The sequence below is a fragment of the Pseudofrankia coriaricola genome (assembly GCF_032027725.1).
Taxonomy (GTDB): Bacteria; Actinomycetota; Actinomycetes; order Frankiales; family Frankiaceae; genus Pseudofrankia.
In genome coordinates, this window is sequence record NZ_JASNFO010000013.1 from 19,222 (window position 1) to 40,332 (window position 21,111).

Annotated in this window: 19 protein-coding genes; 3 read left to right on the plus strand and 16 right to left on the minus strand. The window is 71.4% G+C overall.

All coding sequences use genetic code 11. The annotated features are described in order from the left end of the window. Positions 1-98: 98 nt before the first annotated feature. From QOZ89_RS08455 to QOZ89_RS08465, 3 genes are all read right to left on the minus strand, one after another. Positions 99-278 (minus strand): hypothetical protein, encoded by a 180-nt coding sequence (locus QOZ89_RS08455; RefSeq protein ID WP_131804239.1) that lies wholly within the window; start codon positions 276-278, stop codon positions 99-101. Between the two features lie 566 nt (positions 279-844). Continuing rightward, positions 845-1,315, minus strand: a complete 471-nt coding sequence (locus tag QOZ89_RS08460) for a YbaK/EbsC family protein (RefSeq protein WP_071054487.1) — start codon at positions 1,313-1,315, stop codon at positions 845-847. A gap of 305 nt (positions 1,316-1,620) precedes the next feature. Then, positions 1,621-2,616 carry a LysR family transcriptional regulator gene (locus QOZ89_RS08465; RefSeq protein ID WP_083420110.1) on the minus strand — a complete coding sequence of 332 codons (996 nt, stop codon included), beginning with the start codon at positions 2,614-2,616 and terminating at the stop codon, positions 1,621-1,623. Between the two features lie 46 nt (positions 2,617-2,662). Here QOZ89_RS08465 and QOZ89_RS08470 point away from each other — a divergent pair, with 46 nt between their 5' ends. Continuing rightward, positions 2,663-2,902, plus strand: a complete 240-nt coding sequence (locus QOZ89_RS08470) for a hypothetical protein (RefSeq protein ID WP_071054485.1) — start codon at positions 2,663-2,665, stop codon at positions 2,900-2,902. Positions 2,903-3,160: 258 nt separating this feature from the next. Here QOZ89_RS08470 and QOZ89_RS08475 read toward each other — a convergent pair whose 3' ends face one another. The 7 genes from QOZ89_RS08475 to QOZ89_RS08505 form a co-directional block, all read right to left on the minus strand. After that, the gene (locus QOZ89_RS08475) at positions 3,161-3,907 is read right to left on the minus strand and encodes an ABC transporter ATP-binding protein (protein ID WP_071054483.1); all 747 of its coding nucleotides are present in this window, start codon (positions 3,905-3,907) and stop codon (positions 3,161-3,163) included. Then, positions 3,907-4,848, minus strand: coding sequence for an ABC transporter ATP-binding protein (locus tag QOZ89_RS08480; RefSeq protein ID WP_071054481.1), 942 nt, complete (start codon positions 4,846-4,848; stop codon positions 3,907-3,909). Before QOZ89_RS08480 ends, QOZ89_RS08475 begins: the two co-directional genes overlap by 1 nt. After that, positions 4,845-6,248, minus strand: coding sequence for a branched-chain amino acid ABC transporter permease (locus QOZ89_RS08485; protein ID WP_312623471.1), 1,404 nt, complete (start codon positions 6,246-6,248; stop codon positions 4,845-4,847). Before QOZ89_RS08485 ends, QOZ89_RS08480 begins: the two co-directional genes overlap by 4 nt. After that, positions 6,245-7,177, minus strand: coding sequence for a branched-chain amino acid ABC transporter permease (locus QOZ89_RS08490; RefSeq protein WP_071054477.1), 933 nt, complete (start codon positions 7,175-7,177; stop codon positions 6,245-6,247). The genes QOZ89_RS08485 and QOZ89_RS08490 overlap by 4 nt, the downstream gene beginning before the upstream one ends. A 420-nt stretch (positions 7,178-7,597) precedes the next feature. After that, positions 7,598-8,779 (minus strand): branched-chain amino acid ABC transporter substrate-binding protein, encoded by a 1,182-nt coding sequence (locus tag QOZ89_RS08495; RefSeq protein ID WP_071054475.1) that lies wholly within the window; start codon positions 8,777-8,779, stop codon positions 7,598-7,600. A gap of 645 nt (positions 8,780-9,424) precedes the next feature. Beyond that, complete coding sequence (locus tag QOZ89_RS08500; protein WP_083420109.1) at positions 9,425-9,655, minus strand: FmdB family zinc ribbon protein; 231 nt, start codon at positions 9,653-9,655, stop codon at positions 9,425-9,427. 42 nt (positions 9,656-9,697) lie between these two features. Next, positions 9,698-10,330: a J domain-containing protein gene (locus QOZ89_RS08505; protein ID WP_312623472.1), complete on the minus strand. Its 633-nt coding sequence runs from the start codon at positions 10,328-10,330 to the stop codon at positions 9,698-9,700. 381 nt (positions 10,331-10,711) lie between these two features. Here QOZ89_RS08505 and QOZ89_RS08510 point away from each other — a divergent pair, with 381 nt between their 5' ends. Next, positions 10,712-12,850, plus strand: coding sequence for a CoA transferase (locus tag QOZ89_RS08510; protein ID WP_312623473.1), 2,139 nt, complete (start codon positions 10,712-10,714; stop codon positions 12,848-12,850). 244 nt (positions 12,851-13,094) lie between these two features. Here the strand turns inward: QOZ89_RS08510 and QOZ89_RS08515 are convergent, their stop codons facing one another. Next, a complete protein-coding gene (locus QOZ89_RS08515) occupies positions 13,095-13,325 on the minus strand; it encodes a hypothetical protein (RefSeq protein WP_071054469.1) in 231 nt (76 codons plus the stop codon). 1,005 nt (positions 13,326-14,330) lie between these two features. Then, positions 14,331-14,747 carry a DUF2795 domain-containing protein gene (locus QOZ89_RS08520; protein ID WP_071054465.1) on the minus strand — a complete coding sequence of 139 codons (417 nt, stop codon included), beginning with the start codon at positions 14,745-14,747 and terminating at the stop codon, positions 14,331-14,333. A gap of 641 nt (positions 14,748-15,388) precedes the next feature. Between QOZ89_RS08520 and QOZ89_RS08525 the strand changes: the two genes are divergently transcribed. Next, positions 15,389-15,886, plus strand: a complete 498-nt coding sequence (locus QOZ89_RS08525; RefSeq protein WP_071054463.1) for a MarR family winged helix-turn-helix transcriptional regulator — start codon at positions 15,389-15,391, stop codon at positions 15,884-15,886. Positions 15,887-16,022: 136 nt separating this feature from the next. Here QOZ89_RS08525 and QOZ89_RS08530 read toward each other — a convergent pair whose 3' ends face one another. The 4 genes from QOZ89_RS08530 to QOZ89_RS08545 form a co-directional block, all read right to left on the minus strand. Next, positions 16,023-16,577: a DoxX family protein gene (locus QOZ89_RS08530; RefSeq protein ID WP_071054461.1), complete on the minus strand. Its 555-nt coding sequence runs from the start codon at positions 16,575-16,577 to the stop codon at positions 16,023-16,025. A 568-nt stretch (positions 16,578-17,145) separates the two neighbouring features. Then, positions 17,146-17,805 carry a phosphoribosyltransferase gene (locus tag QOZ89_RS08535; protein ID WP_071054459.1) on the minus strand — a complete coding sequence of 220 codons (660 nt, stop codon included), beginning with the start codon at positions 17,803-17,805 and terminating at the stop codon, positions 17,146-17,148. A 375-nt stretch (positions 17,806-18,180) separates the two neighbouring features. Continuing rightward, positions 18,181-19,443 (minus strand): DUF3089 domain-containing protein, encoded by a 1,263-nt coding sequence (locus QOZ89_RS08540; protein WP_312623474.1) that lies wholly within the window; start codon positions 19,441-19,443, stop codon positions 18,181-18,183. Between the two features lie 408 nt (positions 19,444-19,851). Continuing rightward, positions 19,852-21,096, minus strand: a complete 1,245-nt coding sequence (locus QOZ89_RS08545) for an XdhC family protein (protein WP_071054512.1) — start codon at positions 21,094-21,096, stop codon at positions 19,852-19,854. Positions 21,097-21,111 lie beyond the last annotated feature (15 nt).

Genomic DNA, 21,111 nt, shown 5'->3' on the forward strand with positions numbered 1-21,111 from the left:
AGCCGTAGGCCAGGACCGAGCCGCGCGCCCTGTAGCCGGGCCGGGTCGCCGGGTCAGTGTGCGCCGTGTCGCCAGGCGCGCTGTCACCCGGACCACTGTCACCCGGACCAGTCGTCGGTGGCCCAGTCGTCAGCCTGCCAGGGGGCGATGGCATCGGCGAGCTCGAGTTCCAGCCGGAGTGTGTAGCTCGGCCCGCGTGTCCAGCCGGACGGGGACCAGCCCTCGCCATGGGCCGACGCCGAGGCACGCGCCGACCGGTCGCCGGCCCTTCCGGTCATCGAGCGCTTTTCCCGGCTTACTCGCATTGCCCACTCACCGACCTTGAGAAAGGGTGGGAGATCAACGGCCCTCGGCAGCCTATCGTGATCAAACGAATGCGATCCCGCATTGTCCGGCGACGGACACCGCCCACCCGGCGGGCCGCGGCACCGACTACCGGGGCTCGACGCCGCCCTCGCCGCACCTGCCTACCTGCCTGTCTGGGTCCCTCTCAGCGACGGCAATCCAGGCGGGCCTGTCAGCCCTGAGGCCCCCCGGGACGCCCCGAGTGACCGGGCAGACCGGTGGTCAGCGCCACGACCACGAGCGTCACCAGTACGCCGATCAGAAGCGGCGCCGAGCAGATCTCGAGCGTGCGCCATGCTTTCGACGCTCGGTACAGCCACATGACACGCTCGCCGTTCTCAGATGTTCCCCGACAGCGGCATGTCGGTGTAACGCCGCCCGACGGATACGACGAAGATATAATGAAGAATGGTCCTCCGCGCGGCAGGCGAAACCCGCCGCGCGGCCAAGGCGCCGCCAGGACGGTCGCGTCGGATAGCCCTCGACCAAGCCGCCGGCGTCAGAACTCGTGGCGGATGTCGGCCCATTCGCCGCGGGTGATGGCGATGAGCTCGTCCGGATTGGTCGGGAAGACGGCGTTGGGGGTTCCGGCGGCGGCCCACAGTTCGGCGTGGGCGAGCAGGTCACGGTCGACGAGAATGCGCATCTCGGTGGCGTGAGCGACCGGCGGCACCCCACCGATCGCGTAGCCGGTGGCCTCGCGGACGGTCTTCGCGCCGGCGCGCCCCACCGGCTCGCCGAGCAGCTGGGCGATCTTCTCCGTGTCGACCTGGTTGTCACCCGACGCCAGCACCATGATCGGCTTTTTGTCGGCCAGGAAGACCAGGCTCTTCACGATCTGGGCGACGGACACGTCGAGCGCCTCCGCGGCCTCGGCGGCGGTGTGTGAACTGTTCGGCAGCTCCTTGGCCTCACCGGTGGCGCCCAGCTCCCGCAGGCGCCCCTGAAAACGCTCCACTGTCGGATGCATTACTGTCCCTGCTTCTTGATCCGAATATTCGTCTGTGCTACAGCGCTGGTGTACCAGGACTTGGGCCCGCGCGGGCCAGCATCGACGCGAACACCGCGTGCGCTGACCATCCGTCAGCCTTCCGTTGGCCGGCGATGGTCGCGCGGGGTGACGGCGCCCGCCAGTGGGCCGCGGGAAGACGTTTGGCGGCGGCCCACGGCGGCCCGGCTGACCTGGTCACACGCGTGCGCACGCCAGGTACCCGAATGATGACGGCCAGGCGATCGACTACGTCTTGTAGTCGGCGAGTCGCCGTAGGCCGCTGATCAACCAGCCTTGGCCGCCACCGCCGCCAGGACGGGCGCCGGCTGGACGCCACGCACGGGCACTACCGGCGGCACGGTCAGGGCGGAATTCGCGGCGGTCGTCAGCGCGCACAGCACGGCCGCGAGATGGGGCGCGCTCGCGGAGCCGCGCCGCAGCGACACCGAAAGCCGGCGCGCCGGCGCGTCGACCAGCGGCCGCAGCACGACCTGGTCCGTCGAGGCGAGGCCGGCGAGCCGCGGGATCAGCCCGATCCCGCAGCCTGCCCCGATCAGGCCGAGGACCGCGATGAACTCGTCCGTACGATGCCGGAGCCGCGGCGCGAACCCGGCCGCCGCGCACGCGGCCTGCATGATCTCCAGGCAGGCCGTCCCGGGCCGGCTCGCGATGAAGTCGTCGTCGGCGAGCTGGGCCAGGCGCACCTGGTCGAGCCCGGCGAGCGGATGATCCCAGGGCAGCGCGACGTCGAACAGGTCATCGACCATCTTGACCATCTCGAAGCGGCCGTCGTCCGGCCTGGTCGACACGAAGTCGAACGCCATGTCCAGCTCGCCGCTGATCAGCATGTCGTAGCAGTCCGGCGGTCCGACGTCGACGATGGTGATCTGCAGGCCGGGATGGGTTATCCGCAGCTCCTGGAGCGCGGGCGCGACGATCCCGGTGATCGCCGTCGCGAACGCGGCGATGGTCACCTCGCCGAGCCGGCCCTCGTCGAACGCGGCGAGGTCCGCCTCGGCCCGCTCCAGCTGGGCGAAGATCTCGTCGGCGTGCCGCAGGAGCACCTTGGCGGCCGGGGTGAGCCGTACCCGCCGGCCGACGGGATCCAGCAGCGGGACACCGGCCTCGCGCGAGAGCGCCGCGAGCTGCTGGCTGATGGCGGACGGGGTCAGGTGCAGCGCCGCGGCGGTCGCCGCCACCGTCCCCCGGTTGTCGAGCTCGCGGAGCAGCCGGAGCCGTCGAACATCGATCATGTAGAGCAGCTTAACGGTCTCGGCCACAAAAATTAGATGGACCGCGATAACCGAGTGGACGCACTCTCTTCACATGGTCATCGCAACCCTCACCGCCCTGGCGGTCCTGCTGCTCGTGGCCGGGGTCTGGCGCTTCGGCGCCGACTCCCGCGACGGCAGAGACTGGACGCCCACCGACGACATCGACCAAAGTCATCCCTGGGTCGCCGGATTCCACTCCCGCGACCACCGAGCCCCCGACCTCGCCACCCTCAAGCTGCCCGCCGAGCTGGGTGGCTGCCGTCCCATGGAACACCCCTGGTCACGGTCCTGACGCGGGAAAGGGCTCCGGCCCTCCCAGGCGTCACCCTCGCCGCGGCCTTCTCCGGGCACCACCAGGACCGCCGACCTCCCAGATCGCCGACCTCGTCGCCCATCTGGGAGGAACCCCGCCGCCGGTCCTGGCGGCCCGCCCGGCCGTCGAGTTCCCGACAGCGCCGACATTTTCTTTCTGCGCCAGCCCGGCCGCGGGGTCCCCGCCCATTGGCTGCCAGCCACGGAGGTGCCGGACGTGCCGATGGACGCTACGCCGCTACTTAGCCAACTGGTGGGGAAGGTCATGTTCGGGCACGGCCACATCCTCGCCCAGGTACGCCTGGCGGACCCGGTCGTCGGCGAGCAGGTCGCCCGACGGGCCGTCGAGCACGACCTGACCGGTTTCCAGCACGTAGCCACGGTTGGCGATCTTCAACGCCTGGGCCGCGTTCTGCTCGACCAGCAGCACCGCGACACCCTCGGCGTTGATCTGCGCGATCACGTCGAAGATGGTCCGCACCACCAGCGGAGCGAGACCCATCGACGGCTCGTCGAGCAGCAACAGCCGTGGCCGGCTCATCAACGCCCGGCCGATCGCGAGCATCTGCTGTTCACCGCCCGACAGCGTGCCGCCGGCCTGGGAGACCCGCTCCTGGAGCCGGGGGAACAGCCCGAAGACATGCTCAAGGTCCCGCGCGACGTGCTTGCGGTCGTGGAACGCGCCCATGAGCAGGTTCTCGCGCACGGACATCGCCGGGAAGATCCGACGGCCCTCCGGCGAGTGCGCGACCCCGCGCCGGACCAGCTGGTGGGCGGGGATCTTCGAGAGCGGCTCCCCGTCGAGCAGCACCTGCCCGGCCCGCGGCCGCAGCAGGCCGGAGATCGTGCGCAGCGTCGTCGTCTTGCCGGCGCCGTTCGCCCCGAGCAGAGTGACGATCTCCCCGGCGTCGACCGTCAGCCGGATTCCGCGCAGCGCCGTGACGGCGCCGTACGCGACCTCGACGTCGGCGAGCTCCAACAGCATCAGTGCTGGTCCCTTCCGGTACCGCCATTGCCAACGAGATCTCCCGCGGGCGCGTCACTCTCGCCGACGGAGTCGTCGTCCTGGGTGCCGAGGTACGCCTCCACCACGGCCGGGTCACGCTGGACCTCCGCCGGCGTGCCGTGCGCGATGACCCGCCCGAAGTTCAGCACAGTGACGTTCGCCGCGACCGACATGACCAGGCGCATGTCGTGCTCGATCAGCAGCACCGAGACACCCGTACCGGCGATCGTGCGGATCAGTTCCGCGAGCTCCAGCTTCTCCGACGGGTTGGTGCCGGCCGCGGGCTCGTCGAGCAGCAGCAGCTTCGGGCCGGTGCCGAGCGCGCGGGCGATCTCCAGCCGGCGCTGCTCACCGTACGGCAACGACGCGGAAAGCTCGTGAACCCGGTGGCGCAGCCCGACCAGCTCGAGCAGCTCGATCGACTTCTCGACCCCGGAACGCTCCTCGCGCCGCATCCGGGGCGTTCCGAGGATCGCGCCGATCGAGCCGTAGCGCTGGCGCATCTCGACGCCGATCTGGACGTTCTCCAGCGCGGACAGCGCGGGGAACAGGCGGATGTTCTGGAACGTCCGCGCGACGCCGAGCTTGGTGATCGAGTGCGGCGTCTTCCCGACGATGGAGTGCGACCTGCCCGGTTCCGGCGAGAACGCCACCGAGCCCTGCTGCGGCTTGTAGGCACCGGTCAGGCAGTTGAACAGCGACGTCTTACCGGCGCCGTTCGGGCCGATGACGGCGAGGATCTCGCCGCGATGATGCCGCAGCGTCACCCCGTCGAGGCTGGTCACGCCACCGAAGCGCAGCGTCAGGTCGCGCGCGTCGACCACCAGGTCGGCGCCGGGATCCCCGGCCGGGCTCTCGCCGCCGGGGCCACCGGGAACAAGAACGGCACGCCCGGGGCCCGCCGCGCGGTGCTTGCTCATCGGGCCCCGCTCTCCGAGGTCGGCGCGCTGCCCAGCGAGTCGGCATGACCGACGCCGTGCTCGGCGAGGCTGATCTCACGCTTGCGTCGTCGCGAGGGAATGATGCCCTGCGGACGGAAGATCATCATGACGATCACCACCGCGCCGAAGTAGATGAACCGGTCCGTCGCCGGCACCTTGTCACGCAGGTAGAAGGCGAGCCCCTGCAGGACGACCGAACCGACGACGACGCCCAGCCGGTTGCCCATCCCGCCGAAGATCACGATCGTGACGACCAGGAACGACGCCTGCAGGCTGAAGATCTGCGGGTTGAAGAACTGCTTGCTCGCGAACAGCACACCGGCGAAGCCGGACACCGACGCGCCGATCGCGAACGCCAGCAGTTTCAGCCGCAGCGTCGGCACACCCGTCGCCTCGGCCGCGATCTCGTCCTCCCGGATGGCCGCCCAGGCCCGGCCGATCCGCGACCGTTCCAGCCGGCCAAAGGCGATCATCACCAACACGATGATCGCCAGCAGCAGGTAGTAGTACGGCTTCGGATCGAGCTTCCAGGAGTAGTTGATCCCGAGGAGGTGGATCGACAGGTGCGGGACGCCGAACGCGCCGCGCGGCCCGTTGGTCCAGTGCGAGTTGTTCGCGATCAGCTGGATGATCTCGCCGAAGCCCAGCGTGACGATCGCCAGGTAGTCACCGCGCAGCCGCAGCGTCGGGGCGCCGAGGAGGACGCCGGCGACCGCCGCGAGGACGAACGCGATCGGGAAGACGAAGAACGGGTTGAGCGAGACCGGGAAGTGAGCCGAGATCGCGGTCTTGGAGGTGAAGTACGCCGTCGTGTAGGCGCCGATCGCGAAGAAGGCGATGTAGCCCAGGTCGAGCATGCCGGCGTAGCCGATGACGACGTTGAGGCCGAGCGCGAGCAGCGCGTAGATCCCGACGCCGTCGACCATCCACGTGACCGCCGCGTTCGAGAAGAACATCGGCATGATGATCGCCACGATCAGCAGCGCGAGGTTCAGGCCGAGCGGGGCGAAGCGCTGCTGGGCCACGGCCGTCACCGGCCCGCGGGCCGCCGCCTGGCCCATCGACCACAGAGGGCGAGCGAGCGGCCAGAGCGCGATGAGCAGCCACAGCACGGCGGCGATGATCAGGTAGGTGACGATCCGCGGCGCGAGGATGGCGTGCCGGACGGCGCCCAGTGGTTCCGCCGCCTTGCCGTTGGGGCCGGTCATGAGGGCGAGGGTGAGCCCGATCAGAACGCAGACGCCCAGCTGACGCAGCCCCGCCAGGCTGAACAGCGCCGCGGCGGCCGCGCGGCCGAGCGCCGCCGCGCCGCCCGGTTGTGACGGTGGCGGGGTTGGCGCCACCGACGGGGTGGCGGGAGTCGCCGAGGTCGTGCTCATGCCGCCCTCCCCAGCCGCTCGCCCAACAGGCCGGTCGGCCTGACCATAAGGATCAGTACCAGCACCAGGAAGGCGATGACGTCCTTGTAGGAGGCCTGGAAGACGTAGCCGCCGTAGCTTTCGACCAGGCCGAGCACGATGCCGCCGAGCATGGCCCCGCGCACGTTGCCGATGCCGCCGAGCACGGCGGCGGTGAACGCCTTGACGCCGGGGATGAAGCCCATGTTGTTCGAGGCGCTGAAGGTCATCGCATACAGGAATCCGCCGGCGCCGGCGAGCAGCCCGCCGATGATGAACGTCAGCAGGATCACCCGCTCGACGTTGACGCCCATGAGGGTCGCGGTGTCGGCGTCCTGCGCGACGGCGCGGATGCTCTGGCCGAGCCGGGTACGGGCGACGAGCGTGTCGAGCAGGACCAGCATCACCGCCGCCACCAGGATGATCACCAGCGTCTTGGTGTTGACCTCAGCGCTGAAGACGTGGAAGACGGTGCCGTTGGTGAACGGAAGCTCCATGGTCACGTTCTGGCGCTCCCACAGCTTGCCGGCCATGTTCACGGCGAACAGCGAGGCGCCGATGGCGCTGATCAGGTAGGCCAGCCGGGGCGCGTTCCGCTTGCGCAGCGGCCGGTAGGCGACTCGCTCGAGGGTGAACGCGGCGGCGGCGCCGCACAGCGCGCCGACAGCGAGGCCCACCAGGACAATCCCCACGGACGCCATGCCGGACGGGGTATCGCTGAAGTTGTTGACCAGCTCCCTGGCCGCGAACAGGCCGCCGAACGCGCCCAGCATGAACACTTCACTGTGCGCGAAGTTGATCAGCTGCAGAACGCCGTACACCAGCGTGTAGCCAAGCGCGATCACAGCGTACAGCGAGCCGGACATCAGCCCGTCGATGGTCAGCTGCCAGAACTGGTGGACGAAGCCCATGCATCCGCCTTGTCAATATCATCTGCCGCCACGGCGCGGCGGACCAGGGCCGCACAGCCCGAGGCAAGGTCGTTCCAACCTGCGTACCTGACCAGGACATGGCCGCGCACCAGGCAGGCAACATCATTACTCAGGATCCGGGGCTCGCGGCCGGAGCCGGCCGCCGCCACGCGGTCACTCGCTCCTCGATGGACCAGCGGGCCACCATGGCCGGTCACGGTGCCCGACCGCCGCGACGGGCCCGGTCAGCGGCGGGCCCACCAGACCAGGAGGGCCGCGCTGCTCACCGGCCTGCCGCGAACATCGGAGCGGGCGGCGGACGCATGCGCCCGCCGCCCGACCGCCGCGAACCTGCCGAGTGAGGACCCCCGCCGCGGGCGCGAGGCGCGCGGCGGGGGTCCTCACCGGTCGACCGATTGGTCAGCTGGTCGGGACCAGCTTCGACACCGGGCCGACCAGGCTGATCTCGCCGCTCTTCACGGTGTAGATGAAGACGGCCTGGTCGTTGACCTCGCCCTTGTCGGTGAACTTGATCTGCTTGGTCAGGCCCTTGTAGTCGGTGGTCTTGAAGGCCTCGGACACGGCGGCACGGTCAGCGCCGGGGCCGAGCTTCTTGAGGACCTCGATGATCGCGTTGGCCGCGTCGTACGCCTCGGCCGAGTAGGTGCCCGGGTCCTGGCCGTTGAGCGCCTTGTAGGCGCTGACGAAGCCAGCGGCGTTCGGGTCCGCCTGGGCCCAGAGGCACGGGCAGCTGATCAGGGCGCCCTCGGCGGCGGCCGCACCGGCCTGCGCGACGAACTGCGGGTCGAGCGAGCCGTCACCGGAGAGGATCTTGCCGGTGTAGCCCTTGTCCTTCAGCGCCTTGGTGAACAGCGCGAACTCCGCGTAGTAGCCGGAGTAGTAGATCACTTCCGGCTTCTCGGCGACGAGCTTGGTGGCCTCGGACGTGTAGTCCTTGGTCGGGTTCACGCTGTCGTGAACGTACGTGGTGCCGTTCGCCTTCAGCTGCCCCTCGATGACCTTGGACAGGCCGGTGCCGTACTCGCTGGCGTCATCCACCGAGTACACCTTGGTCGGCTTGAGCGCCTTGGAGATGTAGTTGGCGACGGCCTGGCCCTGGACGTCGTCGGACGGGATGACCCGGAAGAACGTCTTGAAGCCGAGCGAGGTCAGCGTCGGGTTGGTCGCCGACGGGCTCACCGACAGCAGGTTCGCCTCGGTGAAGAACTGCTCGCTGGCCTTCGTGGCGCCGGAGAACATCGGGCCGACGAGCGCGATGACGTCCTTGTTGTCGACGAGCTTCTGCGCCGCGGCCGGAGCCTGGTCGGGGCTGCCGACGTCGTCGGAGCTGACGGTCTTCAGCTCGAACGGAAGGTCGCCCTTCTTGTTCGCCTCGTCGATGGCGAGCTTGAAGCCGTCCTCGCCGTTGATGCCCAGCTGCTGGTTGTCGCCGGACAGCGGGCCCTGGAAGCCGATGGTGTAGCTCGGCTTGCCGCTGCCTGAGCCACCGTTCGAGTCTCCGTCATCGCTGCCACAGGCGGCGGCGGTGAGCGATACCGCCGTCGCGAGCGCCAGCGCGCCCAGGAGCCTGCGTCTTGCCATCAACTTCCTCCTACGTGTGCCGGACGACCCCGCCGGCGTGACGCCCCCGAACCGCGAGCCACGACGATCCGCCAGACGATTCCGGCGGGCTGTCAACGGCCGCGGAGGATGCGGGCACCGGTCATGGTGATCGGAACCGCTTCGGTCTCATTGCCTCGACGTGCGCCACCAGCGCGCCGAAGGTGACTTCCGGCGCCCCCTGGCATGACCCCGCCGAGTTGGCGGAAACCTAGCCCTCCCGCGACCGAACGGGTAGGTCCGTTGAGGTGTTGTTACATGCAGGACACAAACCAGGCACTTTGGCAACGCGTCCGTTCATCAAGCACGCCCGGCAACCGCACCCCGCAACACGCACCACACCAACCCTTCTCACCCACTTGAGCCATCCCAGCCCCACCCACGGCCCGCCCCGCGGGCCGCCCGCTCACGCGCGGCCGGGGCCCGGCCGGGGCCCGGCCATCGCCCTGGACCTCAACTACCGCCCAGAACAGCAAGCCGCCCGGCGCGGCCGGCCCTGGTCAGACCCTCGTTCGGCCCTCCAGACGAGGTCACCCACAGCCTCGTCGGCAGTGCGGACAGTCAGCCGCGAGGAACGGGGCGACGGTATGCCGCGCCTCCGTCCGTGACGGCGTACTCGTGCCTCCGTCAGTGGCAGCCGCAGCCGCCGCCGCAGCAGCCCCCACCGCCGCCGGTGGGAGCGGGCGCCCCGATCGGCGCGGCGGCTCCGCGGGAGACCGCCACGGCGGAGAAGACCCTGGAGGTCTCCGAGTGGCCGGCAGGGCAGGACACGGATGAGGCCGGCGCGTCCTCTTGGATGCCGCGACGCACCTCAAAGGAGGCGTCGCAGACCCGGCAGCGGTAGTCGTATCTCGGCATAACCAGAGGATAGGAAGACCGCGCCCCGCCACGCGCCGAAACTCAGCGCCCGCTCTGGTCCTCGGTGGCGTCGTGGTCGGTCGCGCGCGCCCCGGGACGGTCCACCGGGTGGGCGCGGGGGCGGTTCACAACGATGGCGGCGACCGGGGGGATCACCATCGCGACCAGGGCCATGGCGATCGCCGCCGGCACCGAGGCGGGGCGCACGACGGTGCCGGCCAGGATGAACAGGGTGAGGGCGACGCTCATCATCGCCAGGTAGCCGCGCCGCGCGGCGCGGCTCACTCCGGGGAAGCTCTCCGTCGAGCCAGGACGATCTGAGCCAGGACGATCGCCCGGTGGACGGTGCCGGCCGGCGGCGTCTCTCCTGGCCGCCGTGTCGGCGGGCCCGCCTGGCGCGGCACCCGTGCCCGGTGGGGCGCCCCGCCGCGGTCCCCTGGCGCTCCCGCCGGAGGCGGTGCCGCCACCGCCGGCGAGGTAGCTGTCGTAGTCGGAGCGGTACGCCGGGTCGGCGAGGATGTGGTAGGCGATGGTGAGCCGCTCGAAGGCCGCCGCCGAACCGCCGGCGTCCGGGTGCAGTACTCGGGCGGCTCGGCGGTAGGCCGCTCTGATCTCGTCGGAAGTCGCGGATGGGGACACACCGAGCAGGTCGTACAACGAGGTCCGCCTGGCCATGCGCTCTCCCTCCCGCGCGCATCGCGTCGCCGCCCGCCGGGCGGCCGAGCCTCTTCGACCGGCCTCCTTGGTGCCGCCCTCCTAGAGGGCCAAAGGAGGTGCGAAAATGCTCCTCCTTCGCACCTCCGGAGGCCCCCGTCCCCAGAAGCACTAAGTTCCTCCAGGCCCAACGCTCGGGCCGGCTTTTCGCCGAATTGGGTCCCCGCGGTCTCCCCGAGCACCACGAAAGCGCTTCCCCTCGTCATGATGGTCCTGGTTGGGCCGTTGTGCCGGATACTGTCGCAACTGATGCGATGCTGTGCGTGGCGAACCGCCCACTGTCGGACATCAGGTGCGGGGTAGACAGCGGTGATCCGGACGGGCGCTGAGGTGGGTGGGGAGATGGCGGACCAGCTGGATGAGCTACCGCGGCCGCGCGACGAGGCTCGCCCGGACTCAGCGGCCGTCGCGACCGCGACCGACGAGACCGCGACCGACGAGACCGTTGCGGGCGGCGCCACCACGGCGGACAACAACGTCTCGGACAGCGCCATCACGGCCGACCGCACCCTCGATGCCGACGACGGCACCCCGGCCGAGGACGGCGTCACCGGCGTGGGCGAGGCCGACGCGATGGACGGCGCCGCCACGGACCCCACCGACCCCACCGAAGCCACGGACCCCACCGAAGCCATCGACCCGGCCGAAGGCGCGGACAACGGCCAGGCCGACGGCATCGGCCAGGCGACGGCCACCGAGCCCGAGACAAACCAGGCCGACCAGCCAGTCGAGGCCGGCGCTGGCCAGACCGAGGCTGAAGCTGAGGACGAGGACGAGCCCGTAGACACCGGCCAGGCGGCGGCCGAGGCGGACACCGCGGATCAGGCACTCGCGACGGCCGGCGCGGACGAGTCCGGCGAACCGGACGAGGACGCCGACGCCCAGACGCTGCCCCCGGCTGCTCCGATTGCTCCGGCCGCAGTGGCCACGGCGGCCACGGCGGCCACGGCGGCCACGGCGGCCACGGCGGAGGATCACGACACGGAGGAAGATCATGAGACGGTCAGGGAGACCGCCGGGATCCTCACCGAGTTCGCCCACGTCGTCGGCGACCCACGCGCGGCCGCGCGCCTCACGGTCACCGGGCCGGTCGACGTCCTGCCGAGCCTCTACCGGGTGACCGCCGCGGCCACGATCTCCGTCGCCGCGGCCGCGCACGGCGCCGCCGAGCTGTGGGCCGCCAGGTCGGGCGAGGACGTCCCGCCGGTCAGCGTCGACACGCGGCACGCCGCGGCCGCGTTCCGCAGCGAGCGGTTGCTGCGGATCGCCGGCCGGCCAGCGCCAAGCCCATGGGACGCGCTCTCCGGCTACTACCGCGCCGGCGACGGCCGCTGGGTCCAGTTGCACTGCAACCTGCCGCACCACCGGGCCGGGGTGCTGGACCTGCTCCGCACGCACGCGGACCCGGTCGCGGTCGCCCGGGCGGTGGCCCAGTACAACGCGGCCGACCTGGAGGCCGAGCTTCAGGCGATGGGCATGTGCGCCTCGATGGCCCGCGAGGAGCGGGAGTGGTGGGCACACCCCGCCGGGCAGGCCGTGGCCGGGTTGCCGCTGGCGGAGACCTCGCGGATCGGCGACGCCGGGGACGTGCGCGGCGGGCCGTCCGCCGTGGGCCGGACGCGGGGGACGCGGGCGCCGGCGATGCCCGCGCAGGCGCTGTCCGCGCAGGCGCAGGCCCGTCCGTCGCCATCCCGCCCGGCAGCCGGCCTGCGCGTCCTGGACATGACAAGGGTGATCGCCGGGCCGGTATGCGGGCGGGTGTTGGCCTCGTTCGGGGCAGACGTGCTGCGGGTCGGTGCCGCCCACCTGGGGGATGCGCGCGCCCTGGTGATCGACACCGGCTTCGGCAAGCGGAGCACGTTCCTGAACCTGCGCGTCGCCTCGGACGCGCGCCGGCTACGGGAGCTGGTCGCGCAGGCGGACGTCGTGGTGCAGGCCTACCGGCCCAAGGCACTCGACCGCCTCGGGTTCGGGCCGGAGGCGCTGGCCAGGATCCGGCCGGGCATAGTCGTCGCGACGATCAGCGCCTATGGCCGGGTCGGCCCGTGGAGCGGGCTGCGTGGCTTCGACAGCCTGGTGCAGACCGCGTCGGGAATCGCGCTGGCCGGGGCCCGCGCGAGCGAGTCAGACCGGCCGGTGCCACTGCCCGCGCAGGCGTTGGACCACGCCACGGGCTATCTGGCCGCCCACGGCGTGCTGGCCGCGCTCGCGCGCCGCGAGGGCGAGGGCGGCAGCTGGCACGTGCGGATCTCGCTCGCGCAGACCGGCCGCTGGCTCGTGTCCTTGGGCGAACGCGACACGTTCGACCTGGCCGAACCCAAGGACGGCGAGATCGACCCGTACCGGCGCACGATGCGCAGTGAGTTCGGCGAACTCTCCTACATCGCGCCCGCCGGCTCCGTCGGCGGCGCTACTCATGGCTACGACCGCCCGCCGAGCTCACTCGGCGCTCATCAGGCTGGCTGGGCACCCATCCGCTGAATGCCGATACGCGTGGCCCGATGCGCTGAGCCGCCAAACGGCGTATCGGCAAATCCGCGCGCACGAGGCCGTATCGGCCGACCGATTTACTTTGCTCGATGCGGGTCGGCAACCGTGCTCGGACGACGTCACACGACCGACGGGCCTATCGGCAAACCGACATCACGGTAAGCGCCGTATTTGGGCTGTGATACGGCGCCCCGGCGCCTCCTCCCCTTGCGCCCGGCGGCTGACCGACGCGGGTTCAACGCTTGGGTTCGTCGGGGTTGTCCCGGCGGCGGCGCGCACGTGTGCGTGTGCCGACATCGACCTGGCGCTCGCGCTGCCCGGCCGCGGCGGCGGCCCTGTCGGCATAAAGACGCTGCCTGATCAGCTTGAGGGTCTGCTCCCGCTCCGCCTGATCCAGCCCCGCCGCGAGAGTCTGAAACAAACCACCAGAACCCGGTCGTCGGCCGTATTCACTCGTCGCACCCATACCCAGTGGCCTACCCGGTCATTCGACGGCTATTCCCCCGAACCACGGCCGGTTTCATGGCCGTGGCCGCGTGCTTTGGTCGGACCCGGCCCGGGTGGCCACCCCGACGCGGCGCCCACGGTGGCTTCGGACCTGGTGGCTTCGGACCTGGTGGCTTCGGACCTGGTGGCTTCGGACCCTGCGGCCCCGGACCGCGAGGCGCCGGACCGCGAGGCGCCAGGTCGGGAGGCGTCCGCTCGGACCGCTCCTGGGCCCATGGCCGCCGGCGGAGATGTCGGCGAGGGCAGCCGTCGGCGCGCCGCCGCGCCCCGGCCACGTCGGGCTTCGAGGTATCGGCGAGCACCGTCCCAGGGCCGGCGGCCGCCGGCACCGGACCTGGCCGATGACGTGGGCCCCCGGCGCCGCATGCCGGCTCGAACCCGGGGCCACAGGTCGGCGACGTCCCAGCCGGCGGGGAAGGCCCAGTCCTCGCCGTACCGTCCGAGGACCATCCTGGCCGCCACGCACAGCGCCCAAGCGCCGAGGATCGCGCCCACCGCGAGCATGTCCAACGCCCCGACCAGCCCGGACAGCACCAGGATGACCGTTCCGAGCGCCAGGCACATGACCACCAGTCCGCCGACGTCTCTGCGTCTGGCCTTGGCGCGGCCCCGCACACCCGCGTGTCGCTTCATGGCACCGCTCATGCCCAGCGGCGCGCCCGCTATGTCGACACCGGGACCTTCGGCCCTTGTTGCCACTCGCCAGGGCTGGACCAGACCTCGTTCCCACCGATTGGCCAAGAGCGGCTCATGGGCCAGGGAACGGTTCGACACGCCCTCCGGCGCCTCCGTCCGATGCTCCGGCAACAGATGCTCCGGCAACAAGGCGGCCGACCGCGCGGCTGCCCGCGGGGCCGCCGGAAGCCCCCGGGACCCCAGGAACCGCGGACAGGTCGGTGCGGAGGGATCGGATGCGCTGGGCGAAGACGGGATCGGTGGTCGACGACCGTCTGAGGGGGCGGGTTCAGTAACGCCTGGCCTCGACGTGTGCTCCGCCGTGCAGCGCCCGCCAGAGTTCGCCAAGCGACCCGAACAGCGCATCCGCTGGTGCGGCTCGAGTCTCCTCGACGATGTGGTCTGGGGCGTTCTGGCCGCGCAGGTGGTCCAGCACCTCGTCGCGGCGTGCGGGGAAGACCGCCCGGCCGAGCAGGCGGGCCAGCTCCGAGCGCTCCTCCACGTCGGTCAGGGACATGCCGGGCGGTGCGCTCCCCCGGCCGATCCCGTCCTGGCGATCAAAGGCCTCCGACACGTCGTCCGTGGGCGGCTCGGGTGACTTCCACTCGACCGCGTAAGGATCCCGGCGTGCCCGGACATATCCGCGCACCTCTCCGGCCATCGCCTCGTCGAGTTGCGGGCCGTGCTTGGCGCTGCCTCGGTCCATCGGCTGCTCCCGTCACCTGCGGCTGGTGCCGACTGCCTGGGCCCGGCCGGCGGCCAGGCTACGGATCGGACCTACCCGGACGGGTATCGGCAAAGCATGGAAGAGTCACCGAGGACGCTACCGGGCGGTCGATCCGACGCGCTCACCGAAGTTCCCACCGACGTTCACGTGGTCAGGACGGTCAGGCATCGCCGGCCTTGTCCGCACGCCGCAAGGGCGGCACTCGGTGTCAAATTGAGAGCATCCAGTCCGCCTGGGGCCCTGAAAGTGGAATGTTCGTACATTTTCGGCCGACATGCCACCTTCTCCAGGGTCGAGGCCCCCTTCTCCGGCGATTCCCCCACAGCACGACCTGATGCGGACGATTATGATCTCAACCCATCATGACCGCACGCCGCCGACCGCCGCCTCCGGCTCCGACCCGCTTCCCGTAAGCGCACCTGTCCAGCCACCTCACGGACCCCGAACCGGTACCAACCACCCGTCATATGCATCGACCCAAGACCGCGCTGTCGGGCGCGAAGCGCCCGACGACGGGCCGCTCCCCGCGTCCCGTCCCAGGTGCCCGAAGTGAACGGACGCAGACCCTGAACACGCAGATGCTTCCCGACCATTCGGCAGGGAATGGTGGACGGACCACCGTGTCGGTACCGTCCGGAACCGCCGACGACGGCGCGGCGGACCTGTCGGCCAACCCAGGGCACCTCGCCCGCCGCCTTCAGCAGGTGATCCACCAGCTGTGGACGGCCTCGGTCTCCACCGAGATCACCCCACCGCAGTTCGTCGTGCTCAACAGCCTGCGGGCGTCGCCCGACATCGACCAGCGCACCCTCGGCGAGCGCGCCTGCCTGGACCGCTCCACGGTCGCCGACGTGGTGGCCAGGCTCGTCCAGCGCGGACTGATCCGCCGGGTGCGCGACCCGCACGACGGCCGGCGCAACGTGCTTCGGCTGACGGTACGAGGAGAGAACACCCACTCCGAGGTGGCCGAGCGCGCCGAGGCGATGAACGAGCAGTTGCTGGCGCCACTGGCCAGCGAGGAGCGCATTGCCCTCGTATCCCTGCTGGGCCGCGTCGTCGAGGCGTTCCCGATGAGCCGAACCGGCTCCCAGCAGGCGGAGCCCGCCGACGAGACGTAGAAGGGAGCCACGCCCACCGGACCGGTGGGCATGGCTCCCTTCACGCTCTCCCCGACTAGGCCCGTCGCGCGCTCCCTGGCCGCCGTGGGCCGTGCCGCGCGTGTACCCGCGCGTGCGCGGTACCCCCGCGCACGCGCTACGCGTCCTGCTTGGCCTGTGCATCCTGGGTGGGCGTGGTGGCCGGCTTCGGCGGGTCCGGGCGCCAGAAGGTGACCAGCAGGCCGGCCGAGCCGACCACACCCAACACCAGGGCGATCAGGCCGCCGAGCCAGCCGTCGAGGTTGTCGTCGATCGTGATCGCGTGGTCGAGCGAGGCGTACCCGGGCCCGAAGGTGGCGATGGCCAGGCAGACGACCGCGATCATCAGGACGTACTCGTAGCCCTGGCCCGGCTTGAAGATGAAGAAACCGTTCTTGCGGTGCGCCGTCATCCCGGCAACGACCATGATGCCGATGATCGCACCGGCGCTGAACGGCGTGAGGAAACCGACGGCCAGGCCCACGCCGGCGGCCAGCTCGATCAGGCCGCTCGCCCAGGCGTGCATGATGCCCGGCTTGAGCCCCATGCTCGCGAACCAGCCCGCGGTGCCCTGGATGCCTCCCGGCCCGAAAATGTGGTTGTAGCCGTGTGCCACGATCGTCAGCCCGACGACGACCCGTAGCACGAGGTCCGCGGTGTCCGCTGCGGTCACGGGGATCTCTCCTTCCCTATGTGGTCAGCTGCCTCGCCAGGTCCGCCGCTGCCAGCCGTTCGCCGACGAGCGAGCCATCGCTGGGAGGAGCGAACACGACAACACGAGCCCATCTGCCGGGAATCTATAGTTTGTGGGCGCTCACTCGCTCGCGGTTGGAGCTGGGTTCATCTGGGCGCGACATGCCCGCTTCACCCCTTCCCGCCGATTGGCTAGTCGGGAGCTTGGCACGTCGCGCGGTCGGCGCGCCTACCAACCGGCAGTCATCACCGGCCTCAGAACCGATCCACCGACCAGGCAGGTATGCCAGATATCCCTTTCGCCCGACCCGTCCGCGGGGTCTCCCGGGGTCCCTGCCGGACCCGGGGTCCCTGCCCGATTGGCGACAGGGTCCCTGCCGGATCGGCGGAGCCGATCTGGGAGGTCAGCGATCGGGGAGGTCTGGGAGCCCGGGGTCCCCGCCTGGGAGGTCTGCTGGGAGGTCTGCGATCTGGGAAGTCTGCGATCTGGGAAGTCGGGATCGGCTGCCTGGTGGACAGGGACGCACGTGGCGGCAGGCGCCAGGCCGTTATCTAGCCGATCGGTGCGGAAGGAGGACTCCGAGCAGGTCGCGGACCTCCTCGTCGGACGTGGCCGCGAAGTCGTCGTAGAACTGGCCGACGGCCATGAAATCGGGCGGGTACAACGGGCAGACGAGCTCGTCCACCTCGGCGAGCACCGCGTCGGCGCCCTCGGGCGACGCGACGGGAACGGCCGCCACGAGCCGGGCCGCCCCAGCCGCCCGCGCGGCGCGCGCCGCGGCGACCATCGTCGCGCCCGTGGCCAGGCCGTCGTCGACCAGCACCACCGTCCGGCCGGCGAGCGCCGGCGCCGGGCGGCCGTCCCGGTAGGTGTGCTCGCGGCGCGCGAGCTCCGCCATCTCCCGGGCGACGAGCGTCTCAAGCTCGGCGTCGGTCAGGCCCAGCCGGCCTACGACCGCCTCGTTGACCACCCTGATCCCGCCGGTCGCGATCGCGCCGAGGGCGAACTCTGGCTGCCCCGGCGCACCCAGCTTGCGCACCCCGAACGCTTCCAGCGGCGCGGACAGTCGACGCGCGACCTCCGCGGCCACCGGAACACCGCCGCGCGGCAGGCCGAGCACGATCACGGGCTCTCCCTCGGGCACCGCGGGAACCACCCGGCCCGCCAGGGCACGTCCCGCCGCCCGACGATCCGCATAGCCGGTCATGCCCCACTCCCTGCCCGATCGATCTGCCCGATCTGTTCTTGTTCCGGAGATTGACGCCGGTGGGGAGCCGGGGATGGCAGATCGCGGACGCCGGCGGACCTGCCGGCCGGAGGACCCCGGGCCTCTCCGATCCGGCGAGGCGGCGAGGCGGCGGACCGGGCACGCGCACCTGGTGACCGCACAGCCCCGACTCGGTGTGAGCGCGGGACGACGCTGACATCCCGCTACCCGCCACTGAAGGCTCTTATCCCCCTCCAGGCTCTTACCCCCTCCCCGCCGATCCACCTGCGGGGCTCCGGTCTCCATCCGGAGGATCGGCGGCGGCAGCACCCGCGCCCGGCGCGGGCACCGGGCGCGGGTCGGGCGTTCGCACCCCTATCCGTGGCCGCCGGCCAGCGCCTGGTGCGCGCCCAGGTAGGCGGTGGTCTGACGGCCGGCGAGCTCGACCAGATCTCCGAGCGTCAGGGAGAACTCGGCGAAGTGCAGCCCCCAGGACGGTGGTGATTCGATGACCGGCAGCGACCGGAGGTCACCGCCCGGCACCGGCCTGGGCGTCACCGCGAGCCAGGCCCGGCCGCCCGCCTGCCGGCACTCGGCGGTGAGGAACTCCGGATAGGTGACGAAGCCGGTGTCGGCGGCCGGCAGGTTCTCGGGCGACAGCCCGGGCAGGAGGGCGCCGACGAGCCGGGCGGTGGGCAGGTAGGGCTCGAGCTCCGCCTCCCCGCCCCCGAGCGCGGCCGGGTTGGTGCACAGCGTCCGCAGGTCGGAGGGGTCGTCCGTGAGGTCGGCCGTGGCCGCGACGCCGCGCGACGGCGCGGACGGCAGGCCGAACTGGGCGTCGGCCGGTGCGTCGCCCTGGTAGGCGGAGTACGCGACGACGCAGCCGAACTCGTCGTGCCGCTGGCAGGCGGGGATCTTCGTCAGATCGCCGCCGGTGAGCGCGCCGGCGCGAACCCGCACGTCCGCGCCGACCAGCAGCGCCGACACGAGCAACGCCCGCTGGCCGGCGTCGGGCTCGATCTCCTCGCGCAGGAGGCGCAGCAGCATCTCGGCGCCCTGGTCATCGCCGACGAGCACGACCGGCCGGCCCTGGTTGTCGTTGAGCAGGTAGTCGTTCCAGGCCGACTGGACGTCGGCGAAGGCGACGGCGCGGGAGAGGTCGTCCGGCCCGTCCGGCTGCAGCCGGGACACCACCGTGTACTGCTGGTAGGCCGGCGCGAACACGCGGCAGACCGACGCGAACCGGGCAGCTTGAGCCCGGACCATCGCGATCTCGGCATCGGTCGCCTTCAGCGGCGCATTGCCGAGCCCCACTCCTGAGATGGTCGGGTAGACGTAGAAGCAGTCGGCGGGCGGATTCGCTGCCGGCTGGAACGGCAACGCGAACGTCGGTCCGGACGGGCCGACGATGGTGACGTCCAGGCCGCCGGCACAGTCGTCGTCGACCGTCCCCGGCCGGCACACCCAGACGGTCGGATGGTTGACGGCGAGGGCGCTGGTGTCGACCGCGGGGTTCGTCGGCGAGCCTGGCGCGGTGGCCGGATCCGATGCCGGGGTCTGACCGCACGCGGAACCTAGCAGCAGAGCGAGCAGCAGCGTGGTCAGGACGGTGGGCGGACGGGCCGGGCATCGGCGCATCGAGACCTCTGAATCGTCGACGAAGGTCGATCGTGCCGGTCCCCGCGGCGGGCGACAAAGGAAATTGGCGGCCCTTGGCCGTCCGTCGGCCACCGCGTTACCGGACAGATCACCGCGTTGCGGGACAGTATGCACCGGTTGTTCCATCGCTTTCGACCGGATGCCCGCGGATGCCCTCGCGAGAGCCGGCGGGCTTCCCGTAACACGACGCGGCGGGCGTTGCGCCGGGCGCGGGCATCCCCGCGCGGCGCCGCCGGTAGTCCACGGAAAAACGGCATCGGCGATCCCAGGAATGGACGATCGCGGGAGTGGGGCCTCGACTACACGCGTGCCTGGGGCGTCACCGCGGCGACCGGGCCGACCCACCAGCTGAGGGCTCACCCCTGCCCGCCCAGGTGAACCGGCCTGTCATCCCGCCACGTCGGCGGAGACGCCGTGAATGCGGCCGTCCGTGCGGCGCAGCGGCGTACCGGTGCCACCCCACATCGTCTGGATGATCTCGGCGGCGATCGAGACCGCGGTCTCCTCTGGGGTTCGCCCGCCGATGTCCAGGCCGATCGGGGAGCGCAGGCGGGCGAGCTCTTCGTCGGTGAGCCCGTCCGTGCGCAGGCGGTCCAGCCGGTCCTCGTGCGTTCTGCGGGAGCCCATCGCGCCGACGTAGCCCGCCGGGGAACGCAGCGCCGCGCGCAGCAGCGGAACGTCGAACTTCGAGTCGTGCGTCAGCACGCAGACCACCGTCCGCTCATCCACACAGACCCGGGCGAAATACCGCGCGGGCCATTCGCACACCACCTCGTGCGCGTCGGGGAAGCGCCGGGGGGTCGCGAAAACCGGGCGCGCGTCGCAGACCGTCACCCGGTACCCGAGGAAACGGCCCATCGAGACCACCGCGGCGGCGTAGTCGATCGCGCCGAACACGAGCATCCGCGGCGGCGGCGCGAACGACTGCACGAACACCGTGACCGCGTCCGCCGGAAGGCCCGCGGCCTCCGCCGCGATGCCGACGGCGGCGGTCCGCGGCTCCCGCTTCTCGCCGGTCGGGCCAAGGCCGGAGGGAGTGGTGGCGGCGGCGTCCACCGGGGAGCGCTGACCCGAGGGACCGTAGTGGCGCAGGCCGGTGCGGCCGGCGGCGAGCATGCCGCGGGCGTCGTCGATGACGGCGTGGTCGAGCCCGGGCGCACCGAGGCTGCCCGCCACCCGGTCCGCCCACACGGCTATCTGCCGGCCGACCGGCACTGGGCCGGCCGGCCAGCCGGCCGATGGGGCGGCCGAGCCCGCGAGGACGGTGACAAGGGCGACCGGGAGGTCCGCCGCGATCGCGTCCAATACCTCGAAGAGCGGCTCGCTGGCCGGTGAGACCAGCACGTCGATGACACCGCCGCAGGTCAGGCCGACGGAGAACGCATCGTCGTCGGAGATGCCATAGGTCTCGAGCACGGCCGTGCCGGTGGCGAGCACCTCGGTCGCCACCTCATAGACGGCGCCTTCGACGCACCCGCCGGACACGCTGCCGAGCGCCTCGCCGACGGCGTCGACGGCCATCACCGCGCCCGGCTGGCGTGGCGCGCTGCCGCGTACCCCGACCACCGTCGCGACCGCGAACGGCGTCCCGGCGTCACGCCACCCGCGCAGGTGCTCCGTCAACTCCCGCATCCTGGCGTCACCCTC

Excerpts from the sequence above, each read along its gene's own strand:
- QOZ89_RS08455 (WP_131804239.1), bottom strand. The coding sequence starts at position 278 with ATGACCGGAAGGGCCGGCGACCGGTCGGCGCGTGCCTCGGCGTCGGCC.
- QOZ89_RS08460 (WP_071054487.1), bottom strand. The coding sequence starts at position 1,315 with ATGCATCCGACAGTGGAGCGTTTTCAGGGGCGCCTGCGGGAGCTGGGC.
- QOZ89_RS08470 (WP_071054485.1), top strand. The coding sequence starts at position 2,663 with ATGGTCATCGCAACCCTCACCGCCCTGGCGGTCCTGCTGCTCGTGGCC.
- QOZ89_RS08475 (WP_071054483.1), bottom strand. The coding sequence starts at position 3,907 with ATGCTGTTGGAGCTCGCCGACGTCGAGGTCGCGTACGGCGCCGTCACG.
- QOZ89_RS08480 (WP_071054481.1), bottom strand. The coding sequence starts at position 4,848 with ATGAGCAAGCACCGCGCGGCGGGCCCCGGGCGTGCCGTTCTTGTTCCC.
- QOZ89_RS08485 (WP_312623471.1), bottom strand. The coding sequence starts at position 6,248 with ATGAGCACGACCTCGGCGACTCCCGCCACCCCGTCGGTGGCGCCAACC.
- QOZ89_RS08490 (WP_071054477.1), bottom strand. The coding sequence starts at position 7,177 with ATGGGCTTCGTCCACCAGTTCTGGCAGCTGACCATCGACGGGCTGATG.
- QOZ89_RS08495 (WP_071054475.1), bottom strand. The coding sequence starts at position 8,779 with ATGGCAAGACGCAGGCTCCTGGGCGCGCTGGCGCTCGCGACGGCGGTA.
- QOZ89_RS08500 (WP_083420109.1), bottom strand. The coding sequence starts at position 9,655 with ATGCCGAGATACGACTACCGCTGCCGGGTCTGCGACGCCTCCTTTGAG.
- QOZ89_RS08505 (WP_312623472.1), bottom strand. The coding sequence starts at position 10,330 with ATGGCCAGGCGGACCTCGTTGTACGACCTGCTCGGTGTGTCCCCATCC.
- QOZ89_RS08510 (WP_312623473.1), top strand. The coding sequence starts at position 10,712 with ATGGCGGACCAGCTGGATGAGCTACCGCGGCCGCGCGACGAGGCTCGC.
- QOZ89_RS08515 (WP_071054469.1), bottom strand. The coding sequence starts at position 13,325 with ATGGGTGCGACGAGTGAATACGGCCGACGACCGGGTTCTGGTGGTTTG.
- QOZ89_RS08520 (WP_071054465.1), bottom strand. The coding sequence starts at position 14,747 with ATGGACCGAGGCAGCGCCAAGCACGGCCCGCAACTCGACGAGGCGATG.
- QOZ89_RS08535 (WP_071054459.1), bottom strand. The coding sequence starts at position 17,805 with ATGACCGGCTATGCGGATCGTCGGGCGGCGGGACGTGCCCTGGCGGGC.
- QOZ89_RS08540 (WP_312623474.1), bottom strand. The coding sequence starts at position 19,443 with ATGCGCCGATGCCCGGCCCGTCCGCCCACCGTCCTGACCACGCTGCTG.
- QOZ89_RS08545 (WP_071054512.1), bottom strand. The coding sequence starts at position 21,096 with ATGCGGGAGTTGACGGAGCACCTGCGCGGGTGGCGTGACGCCGGGACG.